We start from the raw sequence: 25,310 nt of genomic DNA, 5'->3' as shown, positions 1-25,310 counted from the left end.
AGGCCTTAAATCCTCCCCTCCCCAATTACTTAACTTCGATCTCTGCGCCAGCTGCTTCCAGCTTGCCTTTGATCTCTTCAGCTTCTGCAGCGTCGACGCCTTCTTTGACGGCTTTGCCACCAGCTTCAACGAGCTCTTTAGCTTCTTTGAGGCCCAGGCCAGTGATGGCGCGGACTTCTTTGATGACGTTGATTTTCTGAGCGCCAGCGGCTTTCAGGATAACGTCAAATTCGGTTTGCTCTTCAGCAGCTGCACCGGCGTCTGCTGGGCCAGCCATCATCACTGCGCCGCCAGCTGCGGGCTCGATGCCATACTCGTCTTTGAGGATGGTTTTCAGTTCTTGTGCTTCGAGAAGGGTCAGACCCACGATCTCTTCTGCAAGTTTTTTCAGATCAGCCATTGTACTGTTTCCGTTTGATTAGATGTGTTCCAACGTCTTGGAGGTATTCCCCACGACGATATGAAAAGTGCCTTATGCAGCTTTCTCTTCGATGGTCGAAAGAATGCTCGCGATGTTCGAAGCAGGCGCGCCGATGGCTCCTGCGATGTTGCTGGCTGGCGCACCGATGCAACCCACGATGGAAGCAATAAGCTCCTCGCGAGATGGCATTGCTGCGACGGCTTTCACACCGGCAAGGTCCAGTGCCGAGTCACCCATAGCACCACCAAGGATCTCCAGCTTGGAGTTTTCCTTAGCGTAGTCGTTAACCACTTTGGCAGCTGCCACAGGGTCTTCCGAATAGGCGAGTACGGTCATGCCCGTCAGATAGTTGGCGATGCTTGCGCAAGGCTTTCCATCAAGGGCGATTTTGGCGAGCTTGTTCTTGGCAACGCGCACAGACCCACCCGCTTCACGCATTTTAGCGCGCAGGTCTTGCATTTCGGCAACTGTCATACCCTCGTAGTGGCTTACCACAACGACGCCAGAGCTTTCGAAGATCTGGCCGAGTTCCTCGACCAGTTTCTCTTTCTGGGCTCTATCCACAGTTATACTCCAAGTTTGGAGGGAGACCCTCCGGCTCAAGACTTTGCCCCAACAGATGCCGGGACATGATGTCCGAACGGGTCGTCGCAAACGGATGTCCGGGTGATTTCTCACATGGACCGAATGTCTCTTCCCGTCTCAGGCAGGACTTACGGAATTGGCTTTTGGCCGCATACCACCCACCGTCTTGGACGAACAAAGACACCACATACGAATCGCACGGGGTGTCCTTAGGTGGTCGTTTAGTCGGTCTAGGCAGGAAAGAAAAGGACAAGGCCAAAGAAACATCGCCCCAGCGGCGAGCATACGCTCAAAAGCAAAAGGGCGCGCCATTGGCACGCCCCCTTGAATACCTGCAATGTGAGGGCTTAGTTGCCCGCAGCATTGTCCACATTGATCGTCACACCGGGGCCCATTGTCGAGCTGAGTGCGATTTTCTGCATGTAGGAGCCTTTGGCGCCCGTAGGCTTGGCTTTTGCAACGGCCTCAACGAAGGCACGTACGTTCTCAACCAGTTTGGCTTCGTCGAAGGACGCTTTGCCAACACCAGCGTGAACAACGCCGGCTTTTTCTGCTTTGAACTGAACCTGACCGCCTTTGGCGTCTTCAACGGCTTGTTTGACGTCCATCGTCACCGTGCCAACCTTGGGGTTGGGCATCAGGTTCCGGGGGCCAAGCACCTTACCAAGACGACCAACGATGGGCATCATGTCAGGTGTCGCGATGCAACGATCGAAGTCGATTTTGCCGGACTGAACCTGCTCCATCAGATCTTCTGCGCCGACGATGTCAGCACCGGCGGCAGTTGCTTCGTCAGCCTTGGGGCCACGTGCGAACACAGCGACGCGAACTGTTTTACCAGTGCCATTTGGCAAAGACACAACGCCACGAACCATTTGGTCCGCGTGACGAGGGTCAACGCCCAGGCACATTGCGATCTCGACGGTTTCATCGAACTTGGCGGTGGCATTGCCTTTTACCAGTGCGACGGCGTCCTCAACGGACAGGTTGTCCTTGCCGGCTGCTGCTTCGCGGGCGGCGCGGGTGCGTTTTCCGAGTTTTGCCATCTTACTTTACCTCGATGCCCATGGACTTCGCGGAGCCCAGGATAATCTGCATAGCACCTTCAACGGAGTTCGCGTTGAGGTCTTTCATTTTGGCTTCGGCGATTTCACGCACCTGAGCCACGGTCACGGAGGCAATAGTCTCACGGCCGGGGTTCTCAGCGCCACGAGGACGGTTACGCTTGCCGACGGGCTTCAGGCCAGCCGCTTTTTTCAGGTAATAAGACGCAGGCGGCGTCTTGATGTCCATCGTGAAGGACTTGTCCTGGTAATACGTGATCACGGTTGGGCACGGCGCACCGGCCTCCATTTCCTGTGTCTTGGCGTTAAACGCCTTACAGAATTCCATGATGTTGATGCCGCGCTGACCCAATGCGGGGCCAACTGGGGGCGAAGGGTTCGCTTTCCCGGCGGGAATTTGCAGCTTCATCTTGCCTGCAAGTTTCTTGGCCATGAGGCCTCTCCTTTTCCAACAAGCCTGTAACGCGTCACAGACTTCTTACAGTTGTGTGGTCTGGTCCGGCACGCGCGCGCGCCTCGCCTCCCACGAGTGATGCCGGGGCGACCCCGGCAGACAATCAGGCCGTCTTGGTGACCTGAGTGAATTTCAATTCAACGGGCGTTGCACGGCCAAAGATCGACACAGATACCTTGAGGCTCTGCGCCTCGTCGTCCACATCTTCGACCTGACCAGAGAAGCCTTCGAACGGCCCATCGGTCACGTTGACGTTTTCACCAACGTCGAAGCTGATCAGGCTGCGTGGCGCCTCTTGACCTTCTTCGACACGGTTCAGAATGCCGTTCACCTCAGCATCGCGCATCGGCATTGGGCGGCCTTGCGGGCCCAAGAAACCAGTGACGCGGTTGATCGAGTTGATCAGGTGATAGCCCTCATCGGACATCTCCATACGGACCAACACATAACCGGGCATAAAGCGACGCTCAGTGGTGACCTTCTTGCCACGGCGAATTTCGAGAACTTCTTCCGTCGGAACCAGAACCTCTTCGATTTGGTCCTGAAGCTCGTTCTCTTCTACCGCTGTTCTGATCTGCTCGGCCACGCGTTTCTCGAAGTTCGAGAGCACCGACACGGAGTACCACCGTTTTGCCATTCTGCCTTTACCCCAAACCCGGCGAGCGGGCTGAAAAGTTCCATCATCGCGGGCAACAAAGCCCCCTTCGCCCCGCCATATACTGAGCGCGGCTCGAATCGAAAGCGCTGAGATGTCGGGAGTTTGCGTGACCTACCCGCCCTGCCCCTGTCATGCAAGGGCCTCGGCGGAAAATAGACCTGTCCGTTTAGAAGGGCCGACTTAGAAGGACGTCAGAACCAGCTCAAGGATGGTCCGAATACCAAGGTCAACGAAAAAGAAAAACGTCGCCATAACAACGGCCAGGATGAACACCATGATCGTCGTTGTCGTGACTTCACGGCGACCGGGCCACGTGATCTTACCCACTTCCGAACGGACTTGCTGGACGAACTGGATCGGGTTGGTGGTGGCCATCGGGGCTATCCTTTTTGACATCTGTCGCGGAGATAGCGACCTGGGCTGCGAAATACAAGATCGCAGAGCCGCACACCTTTGTCATGTGCGATTTGATCTGGCAGGGGCATCAGGATTCGAACCCGAGGCCTGCGGATTTGGAATCCGCTGCTCTACCAACTGAGCTATACCCCTACAGATCGACGCGTACTTAGCTTGCCCTTAAGAGGCTTGCAAGCGCAATTGCCGTGGTTGTGAATAGTCTGCGCAAACCGAAGATGTTAATCTAATTCCATGAAACAGTTTACGCACTTTAGAACCCCGCTTTACGTTGCGGTCGCCTGCGCCCTGATCGCTGGGTGCGCCGCACCTCCGCCCGGCGCGCACCCCGGTCGCTATCAACTTGTCAAATCGATTGAGCCGGAATTACGGCTGCTTGGCGTCCCTACTGATGGCCTAGACACCTATCGGACCATTCGCCTTGCCCAACTCAAGGCGATTATAGATGAACGCCCGCCTGAGCACTCTGCACAGCGCACGCGCGCAATGGTGGTCATCAATAAAGCTCGCGCAGAACCTGGGTATAGTAAGTAGACCCTTCTTACACTCCCCTCCCCGCACACGAAAAAGGCCGCCCGGTGTGGGCGGCCTTTTCTATTTCTGCCATAGGGCGTTTGCGAACAAACAGGCCTTACTCAGTGATGTTCGACACCACGCCGGCGCCGACTGTGCGGCCGCCTTCACGGATAGCAAAGCGCAGGCCTTGCTCCATGGCGATCGGTGCAATCAGCTCAACGTTGAACTTCAGGTTGTCGCCGGGCATCACCATTTCAGTGCCTGCGGGCAGCTCAACCGTGCCGGTCACGTCCGTTGTACGGAAGTAGAACTGGGGACGGTAGTTCGCGAAGAATGGCGTGTGACGGCCACCTTCTTCTTTGGTCAGAATGTAGGCCTCAGCTTCGAACTTCGTGTGGGGCTTCACGGACGCGGGCTTACACAGCACCTGGCCACGCTCAACGCCTTCACGGTCAACACCGCGCAGCAGGGCGCCAACGTTGTCACCAGCTTCACCACGGTCCAGCAGCTTGCGGAACATTTCAACACCGGTACAGGTTGTTTTCGATGTGTCGCGAATACCAACGATTTCGATCTCGTCGCCAACGTTCAGAACGCCACGCTCGATACGGCCCGTCACAACAGTCCCGCGGCCAGAGATCGAGAACACGTCCTCGATGGGCATCAGGAACGGCTGGTCAACAGCACGTGCAGGCGTTGGGATGTAGGCGTCAACCTCTTCCATCAGCTTGCGGATCGAGGACTCACCGATGTTCTCGTCGCGGCCTTCGAGGGCTGCAAGAGCCGAACCGGGCACAACGGGGATGTCGTCGCCGGGGTACTCATACGAGGACAGCAGCTCACGGATTTCCATTTCAACCAGCTCGAGCAGCTCTTCGTCGTCCACTTGGTCGACTTTGTTCATGTACACGACCATGTAGGGGATACCCACCTGGCGGCCGAGCAGGATGTGCTCACGTGTTTGGGGCATGGGGCCATCGGCTGCGTTCACAACCAGGATTGCGCCATCCATCTGCGCCGCACCGGTGATCATGTTTTTGACGTAGTCGGCGTGGCCGGGGCAATCAACGTGGGCGTAGTGACGGCCTTCGGTCTCATACTCAACGTGTGCAGTCGAGATCGTGATGCCGCGGGCTTTCTCTTCGGGCGCGCCGTCAATCTGGTCATACGCTTGGAAGTCGCCAAAGTACTTCGTGATCGCTGCCGTCAGGGTCGTCTTGCCGTGGTCAACGTGGCCAATCGTGCCAATGTTAACGTGCGGTTTAGAACGTTCAAACTTTTCCTTAGCCATGGGTGGCCTCCGTATAATCGCCCGCGAGGACACATCCTCACGACAGGTGTTTCGAGAAGTGGCTGGGCCAATGCCCCCGCCCCACATCGCGCGCGGCTTAGACCCCTGGTGGGGAAAAATCAAGCGGTCATTCGAGCTGTGCTTCGACCTCTGACGTCTGAGCCGCAGGAAGTGGCGGCAGCGCCAGCCATTCGGGGTTGGTCAGGATCCAATTTTGGATGGCTCTCGCGGCATTTCGCGACAAGGCGCGCATCTGCTCTTCTTTGGTTTTTGTGAACCCCGAGCCAATGATCGTGGTCGCGTTCGCGCCCTCAAATACCGTGATACGCTCAGGCTCAGCGTGCAGTTTGCGAGCTTCGGCATCGTCCCAGACGTTCGCCGACAACACGAGAATAGATTTGGGTGCCAAAAGCACCGGAATGCCCGGAGGCGCAAGCGCGTAGCCATCCACGTTTACTGCGATATGAAAATCACGCCCCCCGGCATAACCCGAAAACCGGCGATCGATCTCAGCCCCAAGGACGTCTTGCCATTCGGCCGGTGTTGCGGAGCGCGAGGGCGGCACAAGGCGCGCGTTGTCCGCGACCACGATGTTCCACTTCATCTGAAACGACCCCATGTCGGGCTGCTGATAGATCAAGGGATCTTCTGAGGCGCAGGCCGAAACAAATAGTACGGCCAAAATCGTCAAAGTTTTGCGAAAAACGCCCATCATGCTCTCCAAAATTTAGGCCATGGGGTAGCCCACGATACCCGCCCGCGCAACGGTTGCTTGGTTCGGCTAGGGCGCGTCATCCGACACAACACTGCAAATATCGCGCAGGGCTTGCCATTCTGTGTCTGACAAAGCGGGTGCAGTCGCGGTGCCGGTGTCCGCCGCAGCGGCGGCTTGGATCCGGGCGGCCATCTCGGGGTGCGAAGACAGATGCGCCAAGACGCCTGTAACTTCCGGATGATCTTCGGACATCCGGGCAAACAAGCTGCCCAAGGCGGCGGGTGGCAGGCCCACGTCAGTCAACCGCTCCTGCGCGTAGACGTCTGCCTCTGTTTCAGCTGCACGTGAATAACCTGAACTGATGATACCAGCCCCCAAACCCGCCGCCCCTGTGAAATCACCAGACAAGAGCGAGACGATGACAAAGGTCGTCATCCGCTCCAACACGCTGGCGACAGAATGGTCCAACACGACGTGACCCAATTCATGGGCGAACACGGCCGCGACTTCATCCGGGCTCTCGGAGAGTTGGATGAGCGAATCGAAAAACGTAATGTAGCCCCCGGGCAAAGCATAGGCATTGGGGATTTGGTTGGCGCGATCATCCAAAACCGCCACCTTGAGCGGATAGGGCAAGGCAACGCCATCGGCGATACGCGCAGTGATCTTGTTCATCGCAGCCACCCCATCAGGCGCTGCACAGAACTTTAACGGCGTATTGCTGGGCGAAAACGCGCTGCGGGTCAGTTCGAAATGGGTCTCCCCCATTTTCAGCTCAGCACGCACATTGGTGAAACCCGCCAGAACGCCCGCAAGCATCGGCAACACCACCAAGATCAGAGCGGCCACGGATACAGCGCCAACTGTGGCCGCCGTGATCGCTTGCCGCCACTTTGAGGGTGGACGCAAAGGAGTGCCTAGGTTCGGGCAGGCCCGCGCCACCATCGCGCAAGCGACCGGATCCCGCAGGACCAAGCGCGCGCTGGTGTTGTCGTCTAACCCGATCGTCAGCGTGTCGTAATTCGACTGATCCGGCAGCGTGCGCACCGCAGCGCAAGGCCACAACACGACGTTCTGCCCGTCAGGCAGATCGAGGACCAGCACATCGCCGTAATCGCCATGATCTTCGCGAACGGCAACACGCTGCGCTAGCGCACGCTCACCGTCATAGTAGTCGCCGAAATGCTCATCCGAGGGGGGCTGGGACGTATTCATATGCCGCCCCCAAAATCAAAGAAGCCCGCCAGCCCATCCGCATCTGCCATGTGATGATCCGCCCCACGCCGGGTCGCGGCAATCACGCTGGCATCATGCACCAGCAGCGTTTCAGCCGCATGCCGCAACATCGGGAACGTCACAAACACATGTTTGAACTGCGCCCGCAGGACGAAAAAGCTGAAGTAGATCAGAATGGTGCTCGCGAGGATGATCCATTCTGGCAGGTTGAACAGCGCCCCCAGTGAGAATTCCTCGGTCAGGATGTCTTGGGAGGGAAGGCTCGCCCCCAAGGCCCCAAAGATCGCGAACAGCATCGCCACGAGGATCGGTACAAGGATCGAAAGAATAAGGAAGATGATCAGGTTGCCGAGTAGATGGATTTTGATGATCTTGCCCGTGCGCGGATGAATTTCGAGTTCAGTCCCGCCGGAATAAAGCGTCTCGGACATCAACATCCGAAAGCTTGCAACCCGGTAGTAAATCCACCCAAAGACCATGCCCGGCACTGTAATAAACAGCCAGCCTAGGTTACCGGGCGTTCCGTTAAAGGACGCCGCAGCGGGCAACCCAATTGTCGCCAAACCAAAGACCAAGAACGGTAGGTAGGCCGCATAAAGCATAGTGAACCGGCCACTTTGGAAAAACGGCTGATCCCCAAACCACGTGCGATCCACCATAAATTTGCGCAACCGAAACGTCGCCAGTGGCAAAAGCAAGCCGAGCGACGCAATCGCCAGCCCATAGTAAAGGAACGCCCGCCACATGTAGCCAAACGCGCCGGGTTCCATAGAAAACGTGAGCCCGCGCCATGACGTGTGGTTTACCAGATACCTTCGGCCCCGGTACTGGGCGATGAAATAAAGCGGTAGGATCAGCGCAAGGGCCGCGATAAATCCGGGCGTCGTGTCACCGGTGAGATTGAGGCTCGCGAAGAGGATGAGCATCATCACGAGGCCCACGTAGAACACCAGGAGCACAGCCGCGACAAAGAAACCGATCAGTTTTTCGAGCGGTTGGCCCGTGTATTCTAACGGCATACCGCCCGGGCGCACACTAGACCACAGCCACCGGCGCAACCGGGTCCGCGCCCAAAATGAATAAAGCCCGAGGGTCACAACCATCAAACTACCGGTCTTGAGCACCAACCCCAGCAGGTCGATCCGCGCTCCTTTTACGGCAGTTTCCAGCGTGTCATCGGCCATCTCGGTGCCTTAGGTAAAGGTGTTATCCCGCGGAAAGCCACGTGGCGCCATCCGCCCGGCCGAAGCACGTTTGGATGTCCATTCGCTTAGGTCTGTCTCGGTACGGGTCCGGCCCGCGGGATCGAGCCAGCTAAGGCCATCGGCGAGCGTGAAGGTCCGCGCATCCGTGAGGCCGCCGTCCTTATACTTTTGCAATCGGACGCCCTTGCCGCGTGCCATTTCCGGCAATTCATCAAGTGCGAAAACCAACATTTTGCGGTTTTCGCCGACGACGGCGACATGATCACCTGCCACGGGCGCACAGACGGTCGCGCGCACATCACCTCGCACGTTAAGCACCTGTTTACCCGACCGCGTTTGGGCCACCACATCGTCCTGCGCGACGACAAATCCGTCACCCGCACTTGAGGCAACCAACAGCTTACCCCCAGCGCGGTAAATCAGAATGTCCGTAATCTCGACCTCGTTGGGCAGGTCTACCATCAGGCGCAAAGGCTCACCCATGCCGCGCCCGCCGGGCAAATTCGCGGCCAGAACGGTGTAGAAACGCCCATTAGAGCCAAACACCAGCAGCTTATCCGTGGTCTCCGCATGGAACATAAAGCGGGGACCATCGCCGTCCTTGAACTTTAGCTCACGCGCAAGATCGATGTGCCCGGTCATTGACCGCACCCAAGCCATCTTGGAGCAGACGACCGTGATCGGCTCACGCTCAATCATCGCCTCAAGCGGGACTTCTGCGATCTCTAGGGCCTCTGCAAAGGTTGTGCGGCGGGCACCGCCCTCAACACCTTTGCCGAATAGTTTACGCGTTTCGCGCAATTGATCCGCGATCGCCTTCCATTGGACGTCATCATTTTCCAGCAGGTCCTCTAGACCCGCGCGCTCCTCCATCAAAGCATCACGTTCCGTGAGCAGCGCCAACTCTTCGAGCCGTCGCAAGGCGCGCAGACGCATATTGAGGATCGCTTCGGCCTGAACCTCGCTAAGGGCCTCGGACCGGTCGGTCGGCAAGGGGCTGATGTAGTCGGCTTCATCCTGCGCGCGCGCATGGCTGACGCCCCAGTCCTCGAACATCAACGCCCGCTTTGGCGCATCATCGTATCGAATAATATCAATGACGCGATCCAGATTGAGGAAGGCCACGATAAAGCCCTCAAGCACCTCAAGCCGGTGATCGATCTGAGCCAAACGGTGCCGTGAGCGGCGCTGTAGCACAACGCGGCGGTGGTCCAAAAACGCCTGCAAAACCTCACGCAAGCCGCAAACCTTTGGGGTCACACCGTCGATCAGCACGTTCATGTTCAACGAGAACCGCGTTTCCAGATCGCTGGCCCGGAACAGGGTCGACATCAAAACGTCGGGGTCCACGTTCTTGGTTTTCGGTTCAAGCACGATGCGGATGTCATCCGCGCTTTCGTCGCGCACATCCGCAAGGATCGGCACCTTTTTGGTCTGAATGACCTCGGCCAGCTTTTCGATCAGGCGGGATTTTTGCACCTGATACGGGATTTCGGTCACGACAATTTGCCATTGCCCACGGCCCAAATCCTCAACTTCCCAACGGGCGCGCAACCGGAAAGAACCACGGCCAGTCCGATACGCCTCAAGCACGTTTTCGCGCGGCTCAACCAGCACGCCACCGGTTGGAAAATCCGGGCCGGGGATCATGTCGACCAGCGTTTCATCACGAACATTGGGGGTCTTGATGAGGTGCAGACAGGCGGTGATCAACTCTTCGAGGTTATGAGGCGGAATATTGGTCGCCATCCCGACCGCGATCCCGGACGAGCCGTTTGCCAATAGGTTCGGGAACGCCGCAGGCAGCACGACGGGTTCACGCAACGTGCCATCGTAGTTGTCACGGTAATCAACGGCGTCTTCGTTGAGCCCCTCCAGCAGAGCCTCCGCCGCGGCGGTCATACGCGCCTCGGTGTACCGGCTAGCGGCGGGGTTATCGCCGTCGATGTTACCAAAGTTCCCCTGCCCGTCCACGAGCGGATAACGAACCGCGAAATCCTGCGCCAAGCGCGCCATCGCGTCGTAAATCGCAGCGTCACCATGGGGGTGATAGTTGCCCATCACGTCGCCCGAAATCTTGGCGGACTTCCGGAAGCCACCCGTCGGCGACAGACGCAATTCGCGCATCGCAAAGAGGATGCGTCGGTGAACTGGCTTCAGCCCGTCCCGCGCATCCGGCAACGCCCGGTGCATAATCGTGGACAGCGCATACGTCAGGTAGCGCTCCCCAATGGCGCGCGACAGTGGCTCTGCAATGGCTTCGGGTGTGTCGATGGGATCACTCATGTACTTGGTCTACTGTAGGCGATTTCCAGCGTAAACAGACAACGCGGCCAAAAAATGGTAAGTTAGTGTTCAAAGATTCGTAGCGCTGCCTTTTGCTGCACATTTATTTTATTTTGACCATTTACGGAGGGCTGCGTTTTGCTTCGCCTTTCTATCATATTGATTGCTACCCTTTGGGCGGGCTTCATGATTTGGGGCACGCCCAGCGACACGACACCCCAATCGGGCCAAAACCTAAGGGACAACGCCCCGCGCGCCGCGAGCGTGTCGATATATTCGGAGCCCACGATTTTGTCTGTGGATCGCCCCACGCCAACAACTGCGCGCGCCGCACCGCCCCCGGTGCTGGCCCTTCAAATCGCCACGGAACCAACGACACCAGAAAAGATAGTGCCGATGGAAGAGTTACCTCTATTTACGGTCACCGGAAGCCGCGTAAACCTACGCACCGGCCCCTCGACCCAGACAGATATTGTGATGTCCCTCTCGCTGGGGAGCGTGATCGAAGCGCTCGGCCCGGAAAAAAACGGTTGGATCGAGATCAGAGACCTAAACACGGGGCTGTCCGGCTACATGTCGGCCCAGTTTCTCGAATTGCTGTAAAGCATCCATTGACCCCACTGAGCCTGCCCTTACGTTGCCCCACGAAAAGAGGGCGCCATGCAAAAATCCATATTGATCACAGGGTGTTCCAGCGGCATCGGTCTAGACGCAGCACACACACTGCGCGACCGGGGTTGGCAGGTCTTTGCGGCCTGTCGAAAGCAAGTTGATTGCGACCGGCTCTCGGATGAAGGCTTCATCGCCCCACGGTTAGACTACGAGACCCCCGAAACCATCGAGGCAGCCCTCAAAGATGTTCTGAAGCACACCGGTGGCACGTTGACCGGGATCTTTAACAACGGAGCATATGCAATCCCCGGTTTGGTCGAAGACCTACCCACCGACGCGCTACGCCAGATTTTTGAAACTAATTTCTTTGGCTATCATACCCTGACCCGCGCCGTGATTCCGGTGATGCGCGCGCAGGGCCATGGCCGCATTGTGCAATGCTCCTCCATCCTCGGGTTCTCACCGCTGCCGTGGCGCGGGGCCTACAACGCGACCAAATTTGCACTGGAGGGGTTAACGGACACGTTGCGACTAGAAATGCGTGGCACGCAGATTTTCCCGGTTCTGATTGAGCCCGGCCCCATCACAACCAAGATCCGAGAAAATGCGATTCCCCATTTTGAAAAGTGGATCAACTGGGAAAACAGCGCCCGGGTGGATGATTACAAAGCGCTCAAACAGCGACTTTATACGTCATCTGGGCCTGACCCATTTGAGCTGCCCCCCACTGCTGTGACCAAAAAACTGATCCACGCCTTAGAGGCACCAAGGCCACGCGCACGCTATTATGTGACCTTTCCCACCTACTTGATGGGCACGCTTAAACGGCTTTTGTCGACTTCGGGCATAGATTTTGTGGCCAGCCGGTTCTAGACCGCTACGTCACGGCCAAAGAGAGGAATAAACATGTTCAGCGATCCCTTGTTCTACATAGCAGCGGCTGCATGCCTTGTTGTGGCGGGCATCTTGTTGTTCGGCATCGGTGGCTTTGGCTCCGGTGGCGGCTTTAATAAAAAACACGCCAATAAAGTCATGCGGCTCCGGCTTTATGCCCAGTTGGGGGCCGTAGCCCTGATGGTTGGTTTTCTCTTACTACGCGGCGTCGGAGGTCAATAATGGTCGTTCTATCAAAGATTTACACTAAAACGGGTGATGCAGGCGAAACTGCTCTGGGCAACGGGTCACGCGTGGCAAAGCACTCACTGCGGGTCACGGCCTATGGCACTGTGGATGAAACAAACGCCACAGTTGGCCTTGCGCGGCAGCACAGCACCGGTGAAATGGACGCCCAATTGGCCGCGATCCAGAACGATCTGTTCGACCTTGGCGCAGACCTGTGCCGCCCCGACATGGAAAAAGACGCCGAGAGCGAATATCCACCGCTGCGCGTGTCTGAAACACAGGTCCAGCGGCTCGAAGCCGAAATCGACGTTATGAACGCGGCACTTGAACCCCTGCGCAGCTTTATTCTGCCCGGCGGCAGCGCATTGGCCGCGCAACTGCATCTGTGCCGGACCGTATCGCGCCGTGCCGAACGTTTTTCGGTTGAGCTAGCGACAGTCGAAGCGATTAACCCAGCAGCAGTGAAATACCTTAACCGCTTGTCTGATTGGTTCTTTGTTGCAGGCCGCATTGCGAATGACGGTGGCAAAGATGACGTTCTTTGGGTGCCCGGCGCGAATAGATAATTGATCCCTGTGCGCATCGCTTTGACCGCGAAAAAGGCGATGCGCAAAGGACAAAATGGGACATAAAACGGCGTAAATGACCCAGACAGTGGTGTTGGCTTTGCCCTCTACATTGGCTCGCAAGCATCACGATAACTACGCCCAACATGCTACGACACACCACAGGCCTAGGGCCGGAAACATCGCCGCGTCACAGTGGCAAGTTGTAAAAATTTACTCTATGCCGCGCAGTGCACAGTGGTTATCAATGCGATGAAATTTTCGGGCAATATTTCACGAAAGCCCGAGTCGAACAGGAGAAACGCGCAATGAAGGTCCTCGTACCGGTGAAACGCGTGATCGATTATAACGTAAAAGTTCGCGTCAAAGCGGACGGAAGCGGTGTCGATCTCGCGAACGTCAAAATGTCCATGAACCCCTTTGATGAAATCGCGGTCGAAGCTGCGATCCGCCTGAAAGAAGCGGGTCAAGTAGACGAAATCGTCGTCGTTTCCGTTGGCGTTGCAAAGGCACAAGAAACGCTGCGCACCGCTTTGGCGATGGGCGCAGATCGCGCAATTTTGGTCGAGGCCACCGACGACGTTCACACCGACATCGAGCCTCTTGCCGTCGCAAAGGTCCTCAAGGCGCTGGTTGAAGAAGAGCAGCCCGGCCTCGTGATCTGCGGCAAGCAAGCCATCGATAATGATATGAACGCCACCGGTCAAATGCTCTCGGCCCTGCTAGGTTGGAGCCAAGCGACCTTCGCCTCCGAACTGGCGATTGAAGGCGAAAGCGCAACCGTGACACGCGAAGTGGACGGCGGCTTGCAGACAATCAAGGTCAAGATGCCTGCCGTTGTGACCGTGGACCTGCGCCTCAATGAGCCGCGCTACGCGTCTTTGCCCAACATCATGAAGGCAAAGAAAAAACCGCTCGACACCAAAACACCAAGTGACTTGGGCGTTGACGTAACCCCACGCCTAAGCGTTGTCACAACAACTGAACCAGCAGCGCGCGCAGCTGGCGTCAAAGTTGGTTCCGTGGACGAACTTGTTTTGAAACTCAAAGACGAAGCAGGAGTGATCTAAGATGGCTGTTCTTCTTATTGCAGAAGTCTCGGGCGGCACTTTGGCCGTGGACGCAACCGCCAAGGCACTCACTGCTGCCAAAGCAATGGGTGACGTAACCGTACTGTGTGCTTCCGCGGGATGCGGCGGCGCGGCAGAGGCGGCAGCGAAACTCGACGGTGTGAGCAAAGTTCTCTGCGCTGATGACGCAGCTTACGGCCACGACCTTGCGGAGCCTCTTGCGGATTTGGTTGTCGGCATGGCCGGTGACTACAGCCACATCGTGGCACCCGCGACAGCAACTGCTAAAAACGTGATGCCCCGCATCGCAGCCCTGCTGGATGCAATGGTGATCTCGGACGTCACGGCCGTTGTGGACGCAGACACCTTTGAGCGCCCCATCTACGCCGGTAACGCGATCCAAACGGTCAAATCGGCAGACGCTACAAAGGTTCTGACAGTTCGCACAGCGACGTTTGATGCAGCTGGTGAAGGCGGCTCGGCGTCGGTGGAAAGCATTGCAGCAGCGGCCAACTCCGGAATTTCGGAGTGGGTAGAAGACAAGGTTGCCGCGTCCGACCGGCCCGAGCTGACCTCCGCTGGGATCGTTGTCTCTGGTGGTCGCGGCGTTGGCTCCGAGGACGATTTCAAGATGATCGAAACCCTCGCGGACAAGCTGGGCGCCGCCGTTGGCGCGTCCCGCGCTGCAGTCGACTCGGGCTACGCTCCGAACGATTGGCAGGTCGGCCAGACTGGTAAAGTCGTCGCGCCCGAACTGTACGTTGCGGTCGGTATCTCGGGTGCAATTCAGCACCTTGCCGGCATGAAAGACTCCAAGGTTATCGTTGCAATCAACAAAGACGAGGAAGCGCCAATCTTCCAAGTTGCTGACTACGGTCTGGTTGCTGATCTGTTCGACGCAGTACCAGAACTTCTCGAAAAGCTCTGATTACGCTGAAAACTTTACTGGAAACGGCCCGCATCAGTGCGGGCCGTTTTCTTTTGCGCTAATCTCAAGCGAAAGCGGCAACACCCGCCAGTTTCTCCGCGATCTCTACGTGACACGCCGGGGGCAAAAGTTGCTTTGCCACGGGCACCTCCATCTCGGGTACTTTCATTCCGTGGATACCCGCATTGGCACGTGTTTGCGCAGGGTCGTACCGCAACACATCCTCAACCAATGGTCGTAAATCGTCGACCATGCGCTCAGACACAAAAAGCGGCTCTGGCCCAAGTTCCGCGCCATGTGTGGGCGGGGTTTCATCCGGCAACCACAAAAGCATTTTGCGCCCAGTAATCCGCGTCAGCAGCAAACGCATACGCGCCGTCCAGGCCGCAGACAGTTCCTGCTCAATCATCCGGAACTTATCCGGCGAACAGGCTTTTAACGTCACTAACATGTGCCGCGTGAAATGGAATTCGCTAAAATCAACGTCTTGAAACAGATTTTGCATTAGGGCTGAGGGCTTCAAGAAGCGGTCGTTGCGGCGAGGATGAACGTGATAGAAACGGTTCGACATGTTATGCGCCGGCAAAACCTGGACAATTGTCATATCCGCCTCTGAGGCCATATCCAGCACCGTCGCATCAGCCGCAAAAACATCCACGCCAGCATTCATTTGACCAAAGTTCACGCAAGGCAGGCCAATCTTATCTTCCAAAAGTTCGGAAAACGGCCGTTCCACGTAGCGACCATACGTTTCAGAACCCCCAATAACCGCGACATAGGGTGTTCGACGATCCTTCTTTGGACCCCGAAACAGTGTTTTCGATGCGCCGTAGGTGCACGGGTAATACTCAAGCGCGGGCTGCGCCATTCTTTCATAGGTCATCTACCTATTCCCACCAATGTTCGACTCACCCAAGCCCGACATTGCAGCAAAGCCGTTACCGATTGCCTAACCGAGTAATTTACCATTCTTTTTCAACAACACCGTGGCTTGTGACCCTTCGCTATCCCGCGTAATTTAACCCCACACACGGCAGGAGAGCCCGAATGGATATTCAGAAAATCGGCATCGTCGGCGCAGGCCAGATGGGCAACGGCATTGCACATGTGTGTGCATTGGCGGGTTACGATGTGATTCTAAATGATATTTCCCAAGACTCACTCGACGCCGCGATGACCACGGTTCGCAAAAACCTCGAACGCCAAGTCAGCCGTGAAAAAATCACACAAGCCGATCAGGATGCGACCCTGGGCCGGATTTCAACCACGTTGCGCCTCCCGGATTTGGGCGCGACGGACTTGGTCATTGAGGCCGCGACGGAGCGTGAAACAGTAAAGCAGGCGATTTTTGAAGACCTTCTGCCTCACCTCCAACCACACACAATCCTGACGTCTAACACGTCGTCTATCTCGATCACCCGCCTCGCGAGCCGTACAGACCGGCCTGAAAAATTCATGGGCTTTCACTTCATGAACCCGGTGCCGATCATGAAATTGGTCGAGCTGATCCGTGGGATCGCAACAGACGAACCGACCTTCTCGGCCTGTCGCAAGGTGGTTGAACGGCTGGGCAAAACCGCTGCCACTGCAGAAGACTTCCCAGCATTCATCGTTAACCGCATCTTGATGCCGATGATCAATGAGGCGGTCTATACGCTCTATGAGGGTGTCGGGAACGTTAAATCCATCGACGAATCCATGAAGCTTGGCGCGAACCACCCAATGGGGCCGCTTGAACTCGCGGACTTCATCGGGTTGGACACATGCCTTGCGATTATGAACGTGCTACATGACGGTCTAGCGGATACCAAATACCGCCCCTGCCCACTGCTCACGAAATACGTTGAGGCCGGGTGGCTTGGTCGCAAAACGGAACGTGGCTTCTACGACTATCGTCAGAATCCGCCTGTCCCAACCCGCTAATCTTTCAGGGTTTTTTCCCGCAACCAAGCGACAAACCCACGTGGGTTTGAAGCCCAACTAGCGATCTCAGATCGGTCAATGGGTGCGCGCACAATAGGGGCCTGTGGTTTGTTCAACGCATAAACCACTTCATGCAGCAGCAGACCCTGACGCAGGGTTGCCGAAAGAATATTCGCAATCTGATACCAACGCGAGTTTTGTCCCGGAAAGAACACAGGCACGACAACAGCTTCGGATTTCTGGATCATTTTCGCGGTGAACGGATTCCATTCCTTTTCAACCGCTGGTCCAAAATACGTCTCCGAGGCTGCTACGGCGCCGGATGGAAACAGGACGATCACACCGCCATTTTCCAGATGCGCATTCGAGGCTTTGCGCATCTCAAGATTTTTCTTCAACGAATTCTCTTCGTGCGGAAACGGCACCGGGATCATGAATTCTTCGATCTCGGGGATCCCAGTCAGCAAGGAACGCGTCAAGATTTTGTAATCTGTTCGCACCCGACCGATCAATTCAGCCAACACCATGCCGTCCACCAAACCATGCGGATGGTTGGCCACAACAATAACCGGGCCCGTCTTTGGGATGCGCGCGATTTGTTCCGCGGGAGTGATCAGATCAATCCCCATGACCTTGAGCGCATGCGCCCAAAACCCCTGCCCGGTTTGTACACCCTCCCGCTCAAACCGACGGATCAGGCGCAACAGTCGAATTTTGCCCGTCGTCCACTCCATCACGCGTATTGTATTGGCTTTCCACGGGTTTTCGAACGTATTGGCGTAGGAAAGGCGCTTTTTATCATAGGCCACGTAATTGGGGTCCGTGACCCCATCCGCGCCGTCTAATTCGTGCGTATTGTCCACCAAAGCTAACGGGGCTCCCGGTTCAGACGTCTTCCCCAAAGCGCGCGGCTACCAAGTCGGCCAATGCATCGGCCAAGGCATCCGCTTGTGCGCCCGAAGTTTCGACCTCAATAGTCGTTCCCTTGGATGCTGCCAACATCAAAAGCCCCATGATTGAATCGCCAGACGCCTCAAGCCCGTCTTTGCGGACCGTGGCAGAGGCATCAAAACCTTCAACACACTCAACAAACTTAGCTGAAGCCCGTGCGTGCAGGCCTTTTTGGTTCACGATGGATAGGGTTCTTGCCGTCATGCGTTGCCCGCCGTTGCATCAAAACTGTTGATGTACCGTCGTCCGGCATCGCGCGCCAAATCGACCGCCTCACCGACTGAGCGCCCACGAGACTTGGCAAGCTTAATCAGAGCCGGAAGGTTCGCGCCGTACAGAATACGCCGATCGGCGGCCATGCACGCAGGCAACGATAGGTTCGAGGGGGAGCCGCCAAACATGTCAGTGACGACCACAACACCGTCGCCGGTATCAACATCATTCGCCGCTGCACAAATTTCAGATTTTTTCACATCTCTGTCGTGATCAGGCTCTATGGCTATCGCAACAATACCGGTCTGCTGGCCAACGACATGTTCAATCGCAGCCAGGTACTCCCGTGCAAGCCCCCCGTGGGCAACGATGACGATCCCAATCACCTGTGGGTTCTACCTCTTCCCCGGGCGCCACGTCTGTCCGCTGCGCCGCTCCAATTCCCTGTGTCTTAAAGACACTCTCCAGCCGCTTTCCGCAAGGGTCGCTGCGAGGCTTTCCGCTACGGCAACGGAGCGGTGTTGCCCCCCTGTACAGCCCAACCCAATCGTAAGATGCGATTTCCCCTCGGCCTCGTAGGCAGGCAAAAGCATCAAAAGCAGGTCCTCAACCTTCGCACGAAACGGTAAATAATGCGTGTCTTTCGCGATATACGCGGCAACTTCTTGCGACTGGCCCGTTTTTTCCCGCAAATCGGGTGCCCAGTGCGGATTGCGCAAGAAACGCACGTCAAACGCCAAATCGAGGCCGAGAGGCAACCCACGCTTATAGCTGAAACTTTGAACCGATACCGCAAGCCGTGTCGCCGCCGAGACCGCGAATATGCGATCAACCTCTGCACGCAACTCGTGAATATTAAGCTGACTGGTATCAATAAAATGATCGGCCTGCTCTTTGAGCGGCTCTAGCAAGAGCATTTCTTGCGCAATGCCACCCTCTGTGTCCTGACCATCCGCAGCGGGATGCCGCCGCCGCGTTTCGGAATAGCGGCGCAACAGAACATTTGGCGCGCAATCAACATAGAGCACATTCAAATCAACCGCCGGGTTTGCCCGAAGCTTTGTGATCAGATCGGTAAACCGCTGAACACTAAAATCTCGGTTGCGCGTATCGACCCCAAGCGCCAGCGGACGACCCGTCGAAGGCCCATTCAAAACGCGCCCCACCAGCGACAACGGCAGGTTATCAATCACCTCATATGCAAGGTCCTCAAGGGCAGCAATCGCAGTGGATCGCCCCGCGCCAGCAGGGCCGGTCACGAAAACAACAGGGGTTGGGTCTGGTGCCACGTCGGTCATTAAGCTCGCAGTATTATTGTTTGATAGAAGGATAGCGGTAACAGATCCCGAAGCAAATGAAACGGTGCCGCAGATAAACCGCTAGCCGCGCAGGGTCCGCCCCCCATGGCGCAACAACAATACGGCTTTGGCCGCCAGCCCAGTATCGTAAGACGCGCGATAGATCGGAACCTCACACTCATCAAAGATCACAGCTTCTTCAGGGGGAAAGCGCGGAGCGGCATTCTCTCCCAGCACAAGGCAGCACGTCAGTTTTGCAGAGCGTTTCAAAGGGATTGGGAGAAGACCGAACCCGCGCATCTCTAACTGCTCAGGCGCATTTTCTGACGGCATGCAAATCAGTTTTCCACCCGAATTCAGTTTGATTTCCACGGCATCATCACACACCAACGCACATCCCAAAGCGATCATCTCAGCCGCGAGCGTGCTTTTCCCAGCGCCACTTTTACCAAGGATCAAAAGCCCGTGATCCCCGTGTGCGATACAGGTGGCATGGGCACGCCAATGCCCCTGACCCCGCACCGCGCACAAACTATCCGCTTGGATCAAAGTCACTTAAATCGGCAAGCCAACCACGAACCGCGCGCCTAGCGGCTCGGACGTGAGGTCCAAATCGGTGGGACGAATATTCTCAGCCCAGATCACACCACCGTGTGCCTCAACAATCTGCTTCGAGATGGCCAAACCAAGCCCCGAATGATTGCCAAACTGTTGCTGCGGTCGCTCAGAATAGAACCGGTTGAACACCTTCGTCAAAGCCTGTTCTGGAATACCGGGCCCCGTGTCTTCGACCACGATCAGCACGCGATTGTCACGCTGACGCGCCCAAATTCGCACCGCATCACCGGCATCACAAAACGACAGCGCATTGGTGATCAAGTTCACGAAAACCTGCGCAAGTCGCGCCTCAAGTCCCATGATCACGATTGGCTCTTTGGGTAGGTCCGCGATGAAATCAATATCACGCGCGCTTGCTTCCTCAGAGTGGTAAAGCGTCAGGTTATTGAGCATTTTGATGAGGTTGAAGGGTTCTTCTTCTTCCTTCACCAGCTCACTGTCCAGCCGCGACGCATTTGAGATGTCGGACACGAGCCGATCAAGACGCCGGACATCGTGGTCAATCACATCCAGAAGCGTGCTACGCTGATCCTCAGTCTTGGCCAAACGCATCGTCCCCACCGCAGAGCGGAGAGAGGCCAGCGGGTTCTTGATTTCATGTGCCACGTCGGCCGCAAATTGTTCGTTGCTATCGATCCGATCATAGAGCGCGGACACCATACCCCTTAGCGCCCCCGACAGCCGTCCGATTTCATCGGGGCGCGCAGTGAGATCTGGAATGCGCACCCGATTTGGGCTCATCTTTCGGGCATTTTTGTCCCGCCCAAGTTCAGCCGCCGCCGATAAATCCGACAGGGGATTGGCAATGGTTGAGGCGAGCAGAAGGCTCAGCCCGATCGAAACCATCAAGGCAATCACAAACATCTGCAGCACTTGTTCCCGCTGTGCGCGAGCCAGGGCGTCAATCTCTCCCGCGCGGCTTGTCACGGCAATTGAGCCCAGTGCAACAGCGCCTTTGCCGATGGGCGTGGCCACCGTATAGACAGTGCCGGTCTCAATCTCGCGGCCGCGGATGAGCGTCTCACTCTGGCCAATTTCACGGACCATTTCCAGCGCGACTTGGGACGTCGGCGTACTGATCACTGGGGTCTGCTCGGCCGACATCACACCGGCGACGCCGTCCCACACCCAGTTGAGCAGGTTGGTGATGACATTGGTCCGATCAGTGGTTTTTTGCAGCCCCCGGACGGTCCCTGCGGGCTGCGCATCAGCGGTCGTTTCCGCCACAAGCCTTTGACGGTCGTCAAACACATGCACCTCAACCCCGGCTGGCAAGTCGATAGCGGCCAGCACCTCGGTCACATCAACGTCTGCGAGGGACGCAAGCGACCCACTGGCAACACCCGGCAAGGACGCCTCAAAGATGTCGGCAATCAACTGTGCCTCAACCACCAAAGCCTTTTCGCGCTGTGTAACAAGGCTATCGCGCGAAGGGCTTAGAAACAGCACCCCAGCCACAAGCACCAAAATCGCCAACATGTTGAAAACGATGATCTTGCGCGCAAGCGGTGATCGGTTGAGTGAAATCATACCACGACGTTCGCGCGCCGAGACCAATTCGCTTTCTAAAGCACCAGTGGGGCGGTCCCAGTCTTCACCAAGAACCACCTCACTTTCAGGCCTGCGTCCGCGCGAAGCGGTTTGCATAATGGCGTCCGCCGTCATTCTTCGTTGTATCGGTACCCAATGCCGTACAGCGTCTCAATCGCGGAGAACTCGGCATCAGCCATGCGCATTTTCTTCCGCAACCGCTTGATATGGCTGTCGATTGTTCGATCATCGACATAGACCTGATCGTCATAGGCCACATCCATCAGTTGATCCCTGCTTTTAACAAATCCGGGACGCGTGGCCAATGCTTGCAACAGCAAAAACTCGGTTACGGTTAGGGTTACGTCGTTGCCCTTCCACTTCACTGCGTGCCGCAGCGGGTCCATGACCAGATCACCACGCACAAGCGCCTGTGTTTCCTCGGGCGTGTCGGTTTCATCAGAGGCAATAGCCTCCTGACGGCGCAAAATGGCGCGAATACGCTCGACCAGCAGGCGTTGCGAAAACGGTTTGCGCACATAATCGTCCGCCCCCATCCGCAGGCCCAACACCTCATCGATTTCGTCATCTTTGGAGGTCAAAAAGATCACCGGGACAGAGCTTTTCTGACGCAACCGCTGCAACAGATCCATGCCATCCATACGGGGCATCTTTATGTCCAACACAGCGAGTTCCGGCATCCGGCGCATAAATGCATCCAAAGCCGATTGGCCATCATTATATGTTTCGACCTCAAAACCCTCCGCCTCCAGAGTCATCGAGACTGACGTGAGAATATTTCGATCGTCATCGACCAGAGCAATCCGCGACATGTGCAATGTTCCTTATTCTGCCCAATTTGCCTAAATTTTCGCTTACTGTCGGACTTTCACTAGAGAGAATCAACAAAAAACGAATCAGCCGCGGTGATCCTGCCCCGTACAAGGCCTGATCAAAGTTAATAGCCCCATAATTTGCGCTAACAGCGGCAATTTGGTTGCGCTAACTGCGCGCTTGCGTCCTGTTCAAGTCAAAATACGTCATGATATAGCCACGGAACGTAGTCACATTGGCTGCTGTTTGTATTTCGACCTAGAGCGGGACAACACCCGCGGGAGCAAGATCATGATCATCGGACGCGTTAACCCAGCGCACACGCTGGAAACCCAAGGCATTTCCGGGCTCGGGTCGGTCTATTACAACTTGCTTGAACCGGCGATCATCCAGCAGGCGATTGAACGCGGCGAAGGAACACTCGGCAAGGGTGGCGCGTTCATGACGACCACTGGCAAATACACCGGCCGTTCGCCCAAAGATAAGCACGTGGTGAAAACCGCAGACGTCGTTGATACGATCTGGTGGGACAACAACGCCGCGATGTCGCCCGAAGGGTTCGACGCGCTCTACGAAGACATGCTCGCCCACATGAAAGGTCGCGATTATTTCGTACAAGACCTGTTTGGCGGCGCGGACCCTGCGCACCGCTTGGACGTTCGGATGGTGACCGAGCTTGCATGGCACAACCTGTTCATCCGCCACCTTCTGCGCCGCCCTGAGCCCGCAGAGCTGGAAACTTTTGCCCCCGAATTCACAGTCATCAACTGCCCCACGTTCAAGGCCGACCCAGAGCGTCACAACTGCCGCTCCGACACGGTCATCGCCATGAACTTTGAGCGTAAGCTAATCCTGATCGGCGGCACCGAATACGCCGGTGAAAACAAGAAATCGATCTTTACGCTGCTCAATTACCTGCTGCCAGCTAAAGGCATCATGCCCATGCACTGCTCGGCCAACCACGCCATCGACAACCCCGTCGATTCGGCTGTGTTCTTTGGCCTCTCGGGCACCGGCAAGACCACTCTTTCGGCTGATCCCGGCCGCACCCTGATCGGTGATGATGAACACGGCTGGTCCGAGCGCGGCATCTTTAACTTCGAGGGCGGCTGCTACGCCAAAACGATCAACCTGCGCCGCGAAGCCGAGCCTGAAATCTACGACACGACGTCCAAGTTCGGCACCGTGATCGAAAACATGGTGTTCGACCCGAACACCTTTGACCTCGACTTTGATGACGACAGCCTGACCGCCAACATGCGCTGCGCCTACCCGCTGGAGTACATCTCCAACGCGTCAGACACCGCACTGGGTGGCCACCCCAAAAACATCATCATGCTGACCTGCGATGCGTTTGGCGTCCTGCCTCCCATCGCGCGGCTCACGCCAGCGCAGGCTATGTACCACTTCCTGTCGGGCTTCACCTCCAAGGTCGCAGGCACCGAGCGTGGCGTGACCGAGCCTGAGCCTACATTCTCGACCTGCTTCGGCGCACCTTTCATGCCCCGTCGCCCCGAAGTTTACGGTGACCTCCTGCGCAGCAAAATCGCCGAAAACGGCTCCACCTGCTGGCTGGTCAACACCGGCTGGACAGGCGGCGCGTATGGCACAGGTTCGCGGATGCCAATCAAGGCCACACGCGCGCTGCTGACGGCTGCTTTGAACGGTGATCTCGGGGATTGCGAATTCCGCCGCAACCCCAACTTTGGCTTCGACGTTCCCGTCGCATGCCAAGGCGTCGACGACAGCCTGCTTGATCCACGGACAACATGGTCCGACCCCGCAGCCTACGACGCACAGGCCGCGAAACTGGTTTCCATGTTCTCAGACAACTTTGCGCAATACGTCCCGTTCATCGACGAAGACGTCAAAGCCTGCGCGATCGGCTAATCATGTGCTGAGGCGGGCCTCCCCGCCTCACACCAAGCCTTTGCGGATCAGGTTCGCACCGGCCACCAGCAAGACAATCAAGATTGCCCGCCTAAACGCGACCGCGGGCAATCGGTCTTGCACCGCAAAGCCAACCCACATCCCCAACATGCTTGGTATCAACAGCGCGGCTGAAAATGGCGCGGTATCAAGATTGAGAATGCCGGATTTCAAATGCGCCACAAGCAGCATGAATGATCCAAGCCCATATATCACGCCTTGCACCACACCCTGCTGCGCGCGCGGCACGTCCGTCGCCAGCAGGTATAATACGGTGGTCGATCCCCAGTTGCCTGTAAGCCCGCCCATCGTGCCCGAAATAAGGCCCGCAATCCATTCGGTCCACCACCGATGCCGCTGCGCGATATGGAACGACACCCCCGCCAGTTGAATCACCGACAGCACGACCACCGGAATCCCAAGCACCAATGAGAAAACCTGCGGAGACAACGACGTGACCAACTGCGCCGCGAGCAAGATCATGACACATACCACGATCAAATAGCGCCAAAACTGCCGCGCCGCAGCAACCGCAGGCCCAACACCGGCTCGCAAGGTTTGCGTCACATTCGCCGCCACAATCGGCAAAATAATTCCGGCCAATGCCAGCTGCGGGTCCAAAAATGTCGATAGCCCGGAAATCATGATCAAGGGCAGCGCAAAACCCACCACCCCTTTGACAAAACCGCCAAAAAACGTGATCGCGACAGCAAGAGCAAAGGCCCCCAGCGACATAAGTTCCATGATGCGTGTCCCTGTTTTAGCTGCACTCAATGCAGTCTTGTGCTATCGTCACGGCAACCTACCTTCCAATGGATCAACGGACACCCAAAAATTCGCTGAGACATTTTAGTTCGCGATAGATTGCATA

Annotated in this window: 28 protein-coding genes and 1 tRNA gene; 8 read left to right on the top strand and 21 right to left on the bottom strand. The window is 56.7% G+C overall.

The features are described 5' to 3' along the window. Positions 1-25: 25 nt before the first annotated feature. The 12 genes from rplL to THS5294_RS02815 all read right to left on the bottom strand — a co-directional run bounded on the left by rplL (position 26) and on the right by THS5294_RS02815 (position 10,845). On the bottom strand, positions 26-400 hold the full coding sequence (gene rplL / locus THS5294_RS02875) for a 50S ribosomal protein L7/L12 (RefSeq protein WP_038008929.1): 375 nt from the start codon (positions 398-400) through the stop codon (positions 26-28). A gap of 72 nt (positions 401-472) precedes the next feature. Next, positions 473-985, bottom strand: a complete 513-nt coding sequence (gene rplJ / locus THS5294_RS02870) for a 50S ribosomal protein L10 (protein WP_038008927.1) — start codon at positions 983-985, stop codon at positions 473-475. 368 nt (positions 986-1,353) lie between these two features. Continuing rightward, entirely contained in the window at positions 1,354-2,052 is a 699-nt protein-coding gene (gene rplA / locus THS5294_RS02865) for a 50S ribosomal protein L1 (RefSeq protein WP_038008926.1), read from the bottom strand. Between the two features lies 1 nt (position 2,053). Continuing rightward, positions 2,054-2,503 (bottom strand): 50S ribosomal protein L11, encoded by a 450-nt coding sequence (gene rplK, locus THS5294_RS02860; protein ID WP_038008923.1) that lies wholly within the window; start codon positions 2,501-2,503, stop codon positions 2,054-2,056. A 124-nt stretch (positions 2,504-2,627) separates the two neighbouring features. Continuing rightward, positions 2,628-3,161, bottom strand: coding sequence for a transcription termination/antitermination protein NusG (nusG, locus tag THS5294_RS02855; protein ID WP_038008922.1), 534 nt, complete (start codon positions 3,159-3,161; stop codon positions 2,628-2,630). A gap of 201 nt (positions 3,162-3,362) precedes the next feature. Continuing rightward, on the bottom strand, positions 3,363-3,557 hold the full coding sequence (gene secE / locus THS5294_RS02850; protein WP_038008920.1) for a preprotein translocase subunit SecE: 195 nt from the start codon (positions 3,555-3,557) through the stop codon (positions 3,363-3,365). Between the two features lie 98 nt (positions 3,558-3,655). Next, a tRNA-Trp gene (locus THS5294_RS02845) sits at positions 3,656-3,731 on the bottom strand. Between the two features lie 496 nt (positions 3,732-4,227). Further along, positions 4,228-5,403 carry an elongation factor Tu gene (tuf, locus tag THS5294_RS02835; protein ID WP_058122555.1) on the bottom strand — a complete coding sequence of 392 codons (1,176 nt, stop codon included), beginning with the start codon at positions 5,401-5,403 and terminating at the stop codon, positions 4,228-4,230. A 127-nt stretch (positions 5,404-5,530) separates the two neighbouring features. After that, positions 5,531-6,118 carry a hypothetical protein gene (locus THS5294_RS02830; RefSeq protein WP_233486389.1) on the bottom strand — a complete coding sequence of 196 codons (588 nt, stop codon included), beginning with the start codon at positions 6,116-6,118 and terminating at the stop codon, positions 5,531-5,533. Positions 6,119-6,184: 66 nt separating this feature from the next. After that, on the bottom strand, positions 6,185-7,333 hold the full coding sequence (locus THS5294_RS02825) for a M48 family metallopeptidase (protein WP_058122553.1): 1,149 nt from the start codon (positions 7,331-7,333) through the stop codon (positions 6,185-6,187). Continuing rightward, positions 7,330-8,538 carry a DUF898 family protein gene (locus tag THS5294_RS02820; protein WP_058122552.1) on the bottom strand — a complete coding sequence of 403 codons (1,209 nt, stop codon included), beginning with the start codon at positions 8,536-8,538 and terminating at the stop codon, positions 7,330-7,332. The genes THS5294_RS02825 and THS5294_RS02820 overlap by 4 nt, the downstream gene beginning before the upstream one ends. A gap of 9 nt (positions 8,539-8,547) precedes the next feature. Beyond that, entirely contained in the window at positions 8,548-10,845 is a 2,298-nt protein-coding gene (locus tag THS5294_RS02815; protein ID WP_058122551.1) for a DNA topoisomerase IV subunit A, read from the bottom strand. 186 nt (positions 10,846-11,031) lie between these two features. On the opposite strand from THS5294_RS02815, the gene THS5294_RS02810 reads away from it, so the two are divergent. The 6 genes from THS5294_RS02810 to THS5294_RS02785 all read left to right on the top strand — a co-directional run bounded on the left by THS5294_RS02810 (position 11,032) and on the right by THS5294_RS02785 (position 15,143). Continuing rightward, positions 11,032-11,448: an SH3 domain-containing protein gene (locus THS5294_RS02810; RefSeq protein ID WP_133244413.1), complete on the top strand. Its 417-nt coding sequence runs from the start codon at positions 11,032-11,034 to the stop codon at positions 11,446-11,448. A 57-nt stretch (positions 11,449-11,505) separates the two neighbouring features. After that, positions 11,506-12,330 carry an SDR family NAD(P)-dependent oxidoreductase gene (locus THS5294_RS02805; protein WP_058122549.1) on the top strand — a complete coding sequence of 275 codons (825 nt, stop codon included), beginning with the start codon at positions 11,506-11,508 and terminating at the stop codon, positions 12,328-12,330. Between the two features lie 33 nt (positions 12,331-12,363). Beyond that, a complete protein-coding gene (locus tag THS5294_RS02800) occupies positions 12,364-12,573 on the top strand; it encodes an HIG1 domain-containing protein (RefSeq protein ID WP_038008020.1) in 210 nt (69 codons plus the stop codon). Further along, positions 12,573-13,145 carry a cob(I)yrinic acid a,c-diamide adenosyltransferase gene (locus tag THS5294_RS02795; protein ID WP_058122548.1) on the top strand — a complete coding sequence of 191 codons (573 nt, stop codon included), beginning with the start codon at positions 12,573-12,575 and terminating at the stop codon, positions 13,143-13,145. Before THS5294_RS02800 ends, THS5294_RS02795 begins: the two co-directional genes overlap by 1 nt. 308 nt (positions 13,146-13,453) lie before the next feature. Next, entirely contained in the window at positions 13,454-14,215 is a 762-nt protein-coding gene (locus THS5294_RS02790; protein ID WP_038008018.1) for an electron transfer flavoprotein subunit beta/FixA family protein, read from the top strand. Position 14,216: 1 nt separating this feature from the next. Further along, positions 14,217-15,143, top strand: a complete 927-nt coding sequence (locus THS5294_RS02785; protein ID WP_058122547.1) for an electron transfer flavoprotein subunit alpha/FixB family protein — start codon at positions 14,217-14,219, stop codon at positions 15,141-15,143. Between the two features lie 64 nt (positions 15,144-15,207). On the opposite strand, the gene THS5294_RS02780 is transcribed toward THS5294_RS02785, so the two are convergent. Next, complete coding sequence (locus THS5294_RS02780; RefSeq protein ID WP_058122546.1) at positions 15,208-16,026, bottom strand: DUF6473 family protein; 819 nt, start codon at positions 16,024-16,026, stop codon at positions 15,208-15,210. Positions 16,027-16,190: 164 nt separating this feature from the next. On the opposite strand from THS5294_RS02780, the gene THS5294_RS02775 reads away from it, so the two are divergent. Beyond that, a complete protein-coding gene (locus tag THS5294_RS02775) occupies positions 16,191-17,066 on the top strand; it encodes a 3-hydroxybutyryl-CoA dehydrogenase (RefSeq protein ID WP_038008015.1) in 876 nt (291 codons plus the stop codon). Here THS5294_RS02775 and THS5294_RS02770 read toward each other — a convergent pair. The 7 genes from THS5294_RS02770 to THS5294_RS02740 form a co-directional block, all read right to left on the bottom strand. Beyond that, positions 17,063-17,932 carry a lysophospholipid acyltransferase family protein gene (locus THS5294_RS02770; protein WP_370736564.1) on the bottom strand — a complete coding sequence of 290 codons (870 nt, stop codon included), beginning with the start codon at positions 17,930-17,932 and terminating at the stop codon, positions 17,063-17,065. The two genes, THS5294_RS02775 and THS5294_RS02770, sit on opposite strands and share 4 nt — an antisense overlap. Before the next feature lie 19 nt (positions 17,933-17,951). Further along, positions 17,952-18,221: an HPr family phosphocarrier protein gene (locus THS5294_RS02765; protein WP_038008012.1), complete on the bottom strand. Its 270-nt coding sequence runs from the start codon at positions 18,219-18,221 to the stop codon at positions 17,952-17,954. Next, positions 18,218-18,616, bottom strand: a complete 399-nt coding sequence (locus THS5294_RS02760; protein ID WP_038008054.1) for a PTS sugar transporter subunit IIA — start codon at positions 18,614-18,616, stop codon at positions 18,218-18,220. The genes THS5294_RS02765 and THS5294_RS02760 overlap by 4 nt, the downstream gene beginning before the upstream one ends. Positions 18,617-18,625: 9 nt before the next feature. Next, the gene (gene rapZ, locus THS5294_RS02755) at positions 18,626-19,528 is read right to left on the bottom strand and encodes an RNase adapter RapZ (RefSeq protein WP_058122545.1); all 903 of its coding nucleotides are present in this window, start codon (positions 19,526-19,528) and stop codon (positions 18,626-18,628) included. Between the two features lie 81 nt (positions 19,529-19,609). After that, complete coding sequence (locus tag THS5294_RS02750) at positions 19,610-20,083, bottom strand: HPr kinase/phosphorylase (protein ID WP_072936702.1); 474 nt, start codon at positions 20,081-20,083, stop codon at positions 19,610-19,612. Continuing rightward, positions 20,084-21,811, bottom strand: coding sequence for a sensor histidine kinase (locus tag THS5294_RS02745; RefSeq protein ID WP_058122543.1), 1,728 nt, complete (start codon positions 21,809-21,811; stop codon positions 20,084-20,086). It abuts the gene before it with no gap. Continuing rightward, positions 21,808-22,509: a response regulator transcription factor gene (locus tag THS5294_RS02740; RefSeq protein ID WP_038007999.1), complete on the bottom strand. Its 702-nt coding sequence runs from the start codon at positions 22,507-22,509 to the stop codon at positions 21,808-21,810. The genes THS5294_RS02745 and THS5294_RS02740 overlap by 4 nt, the downstream gene beginning before the upstream one ends. A 292-nt stretch (positions 22,510-22,801) precedes the next feature. Here THS5294_RS02740 and THS5294_RS02735 point away from each other — a divergent pair, with 292 nt between their 5' ends. Further along, positions 22,802-24,400 carry a phosphoenolpyruvate carboxykinase gene (locus THS5294_RS02735; RefSeq protein WP_058122542.1) on the top strand — a complete coding sequence of 533 codons (1,599 nt, stop codon included), beginning with the start codon at positions 22,802-22,804 and terminating at the stop codon, positions 24,398-24,400. Positions 24,401-24,427: 27 nt separating this feature from the next. On the opposite strand, the gene THS5294_RS02730 is transcribed toward THS5294_RS02735, so the two are convergent. Further along, the gene (locus THS5294_RS02730) at positions 24,428-25,183 is read right to left on the bottom strand and encodes a sulfite exporter TauE/SafE family protein (protein WP_058122541.1); all 756 of its coding nucleotides are present in this window, start codon (positions 25,181-25,183) and stop codon (positions 24,428-24,430) included. Positions 25,184-25,310 lie beyond the last annotated feature (127 nt).

The organism is Thalassobacter stenotrophicus (assembly GCF_001458315.1).
GTDB classification, from domain to species: domain Bacteria; phylum Pseudomonadota; class Alphaproteobacteria; order Rhodobacterales; family Rhodobacteraceae; genus Thalassobacter; species Thalassobacter stenotrophicus.
This window is presented reverse-complemented; position numbering and strand designations above follow the sequence as displayed.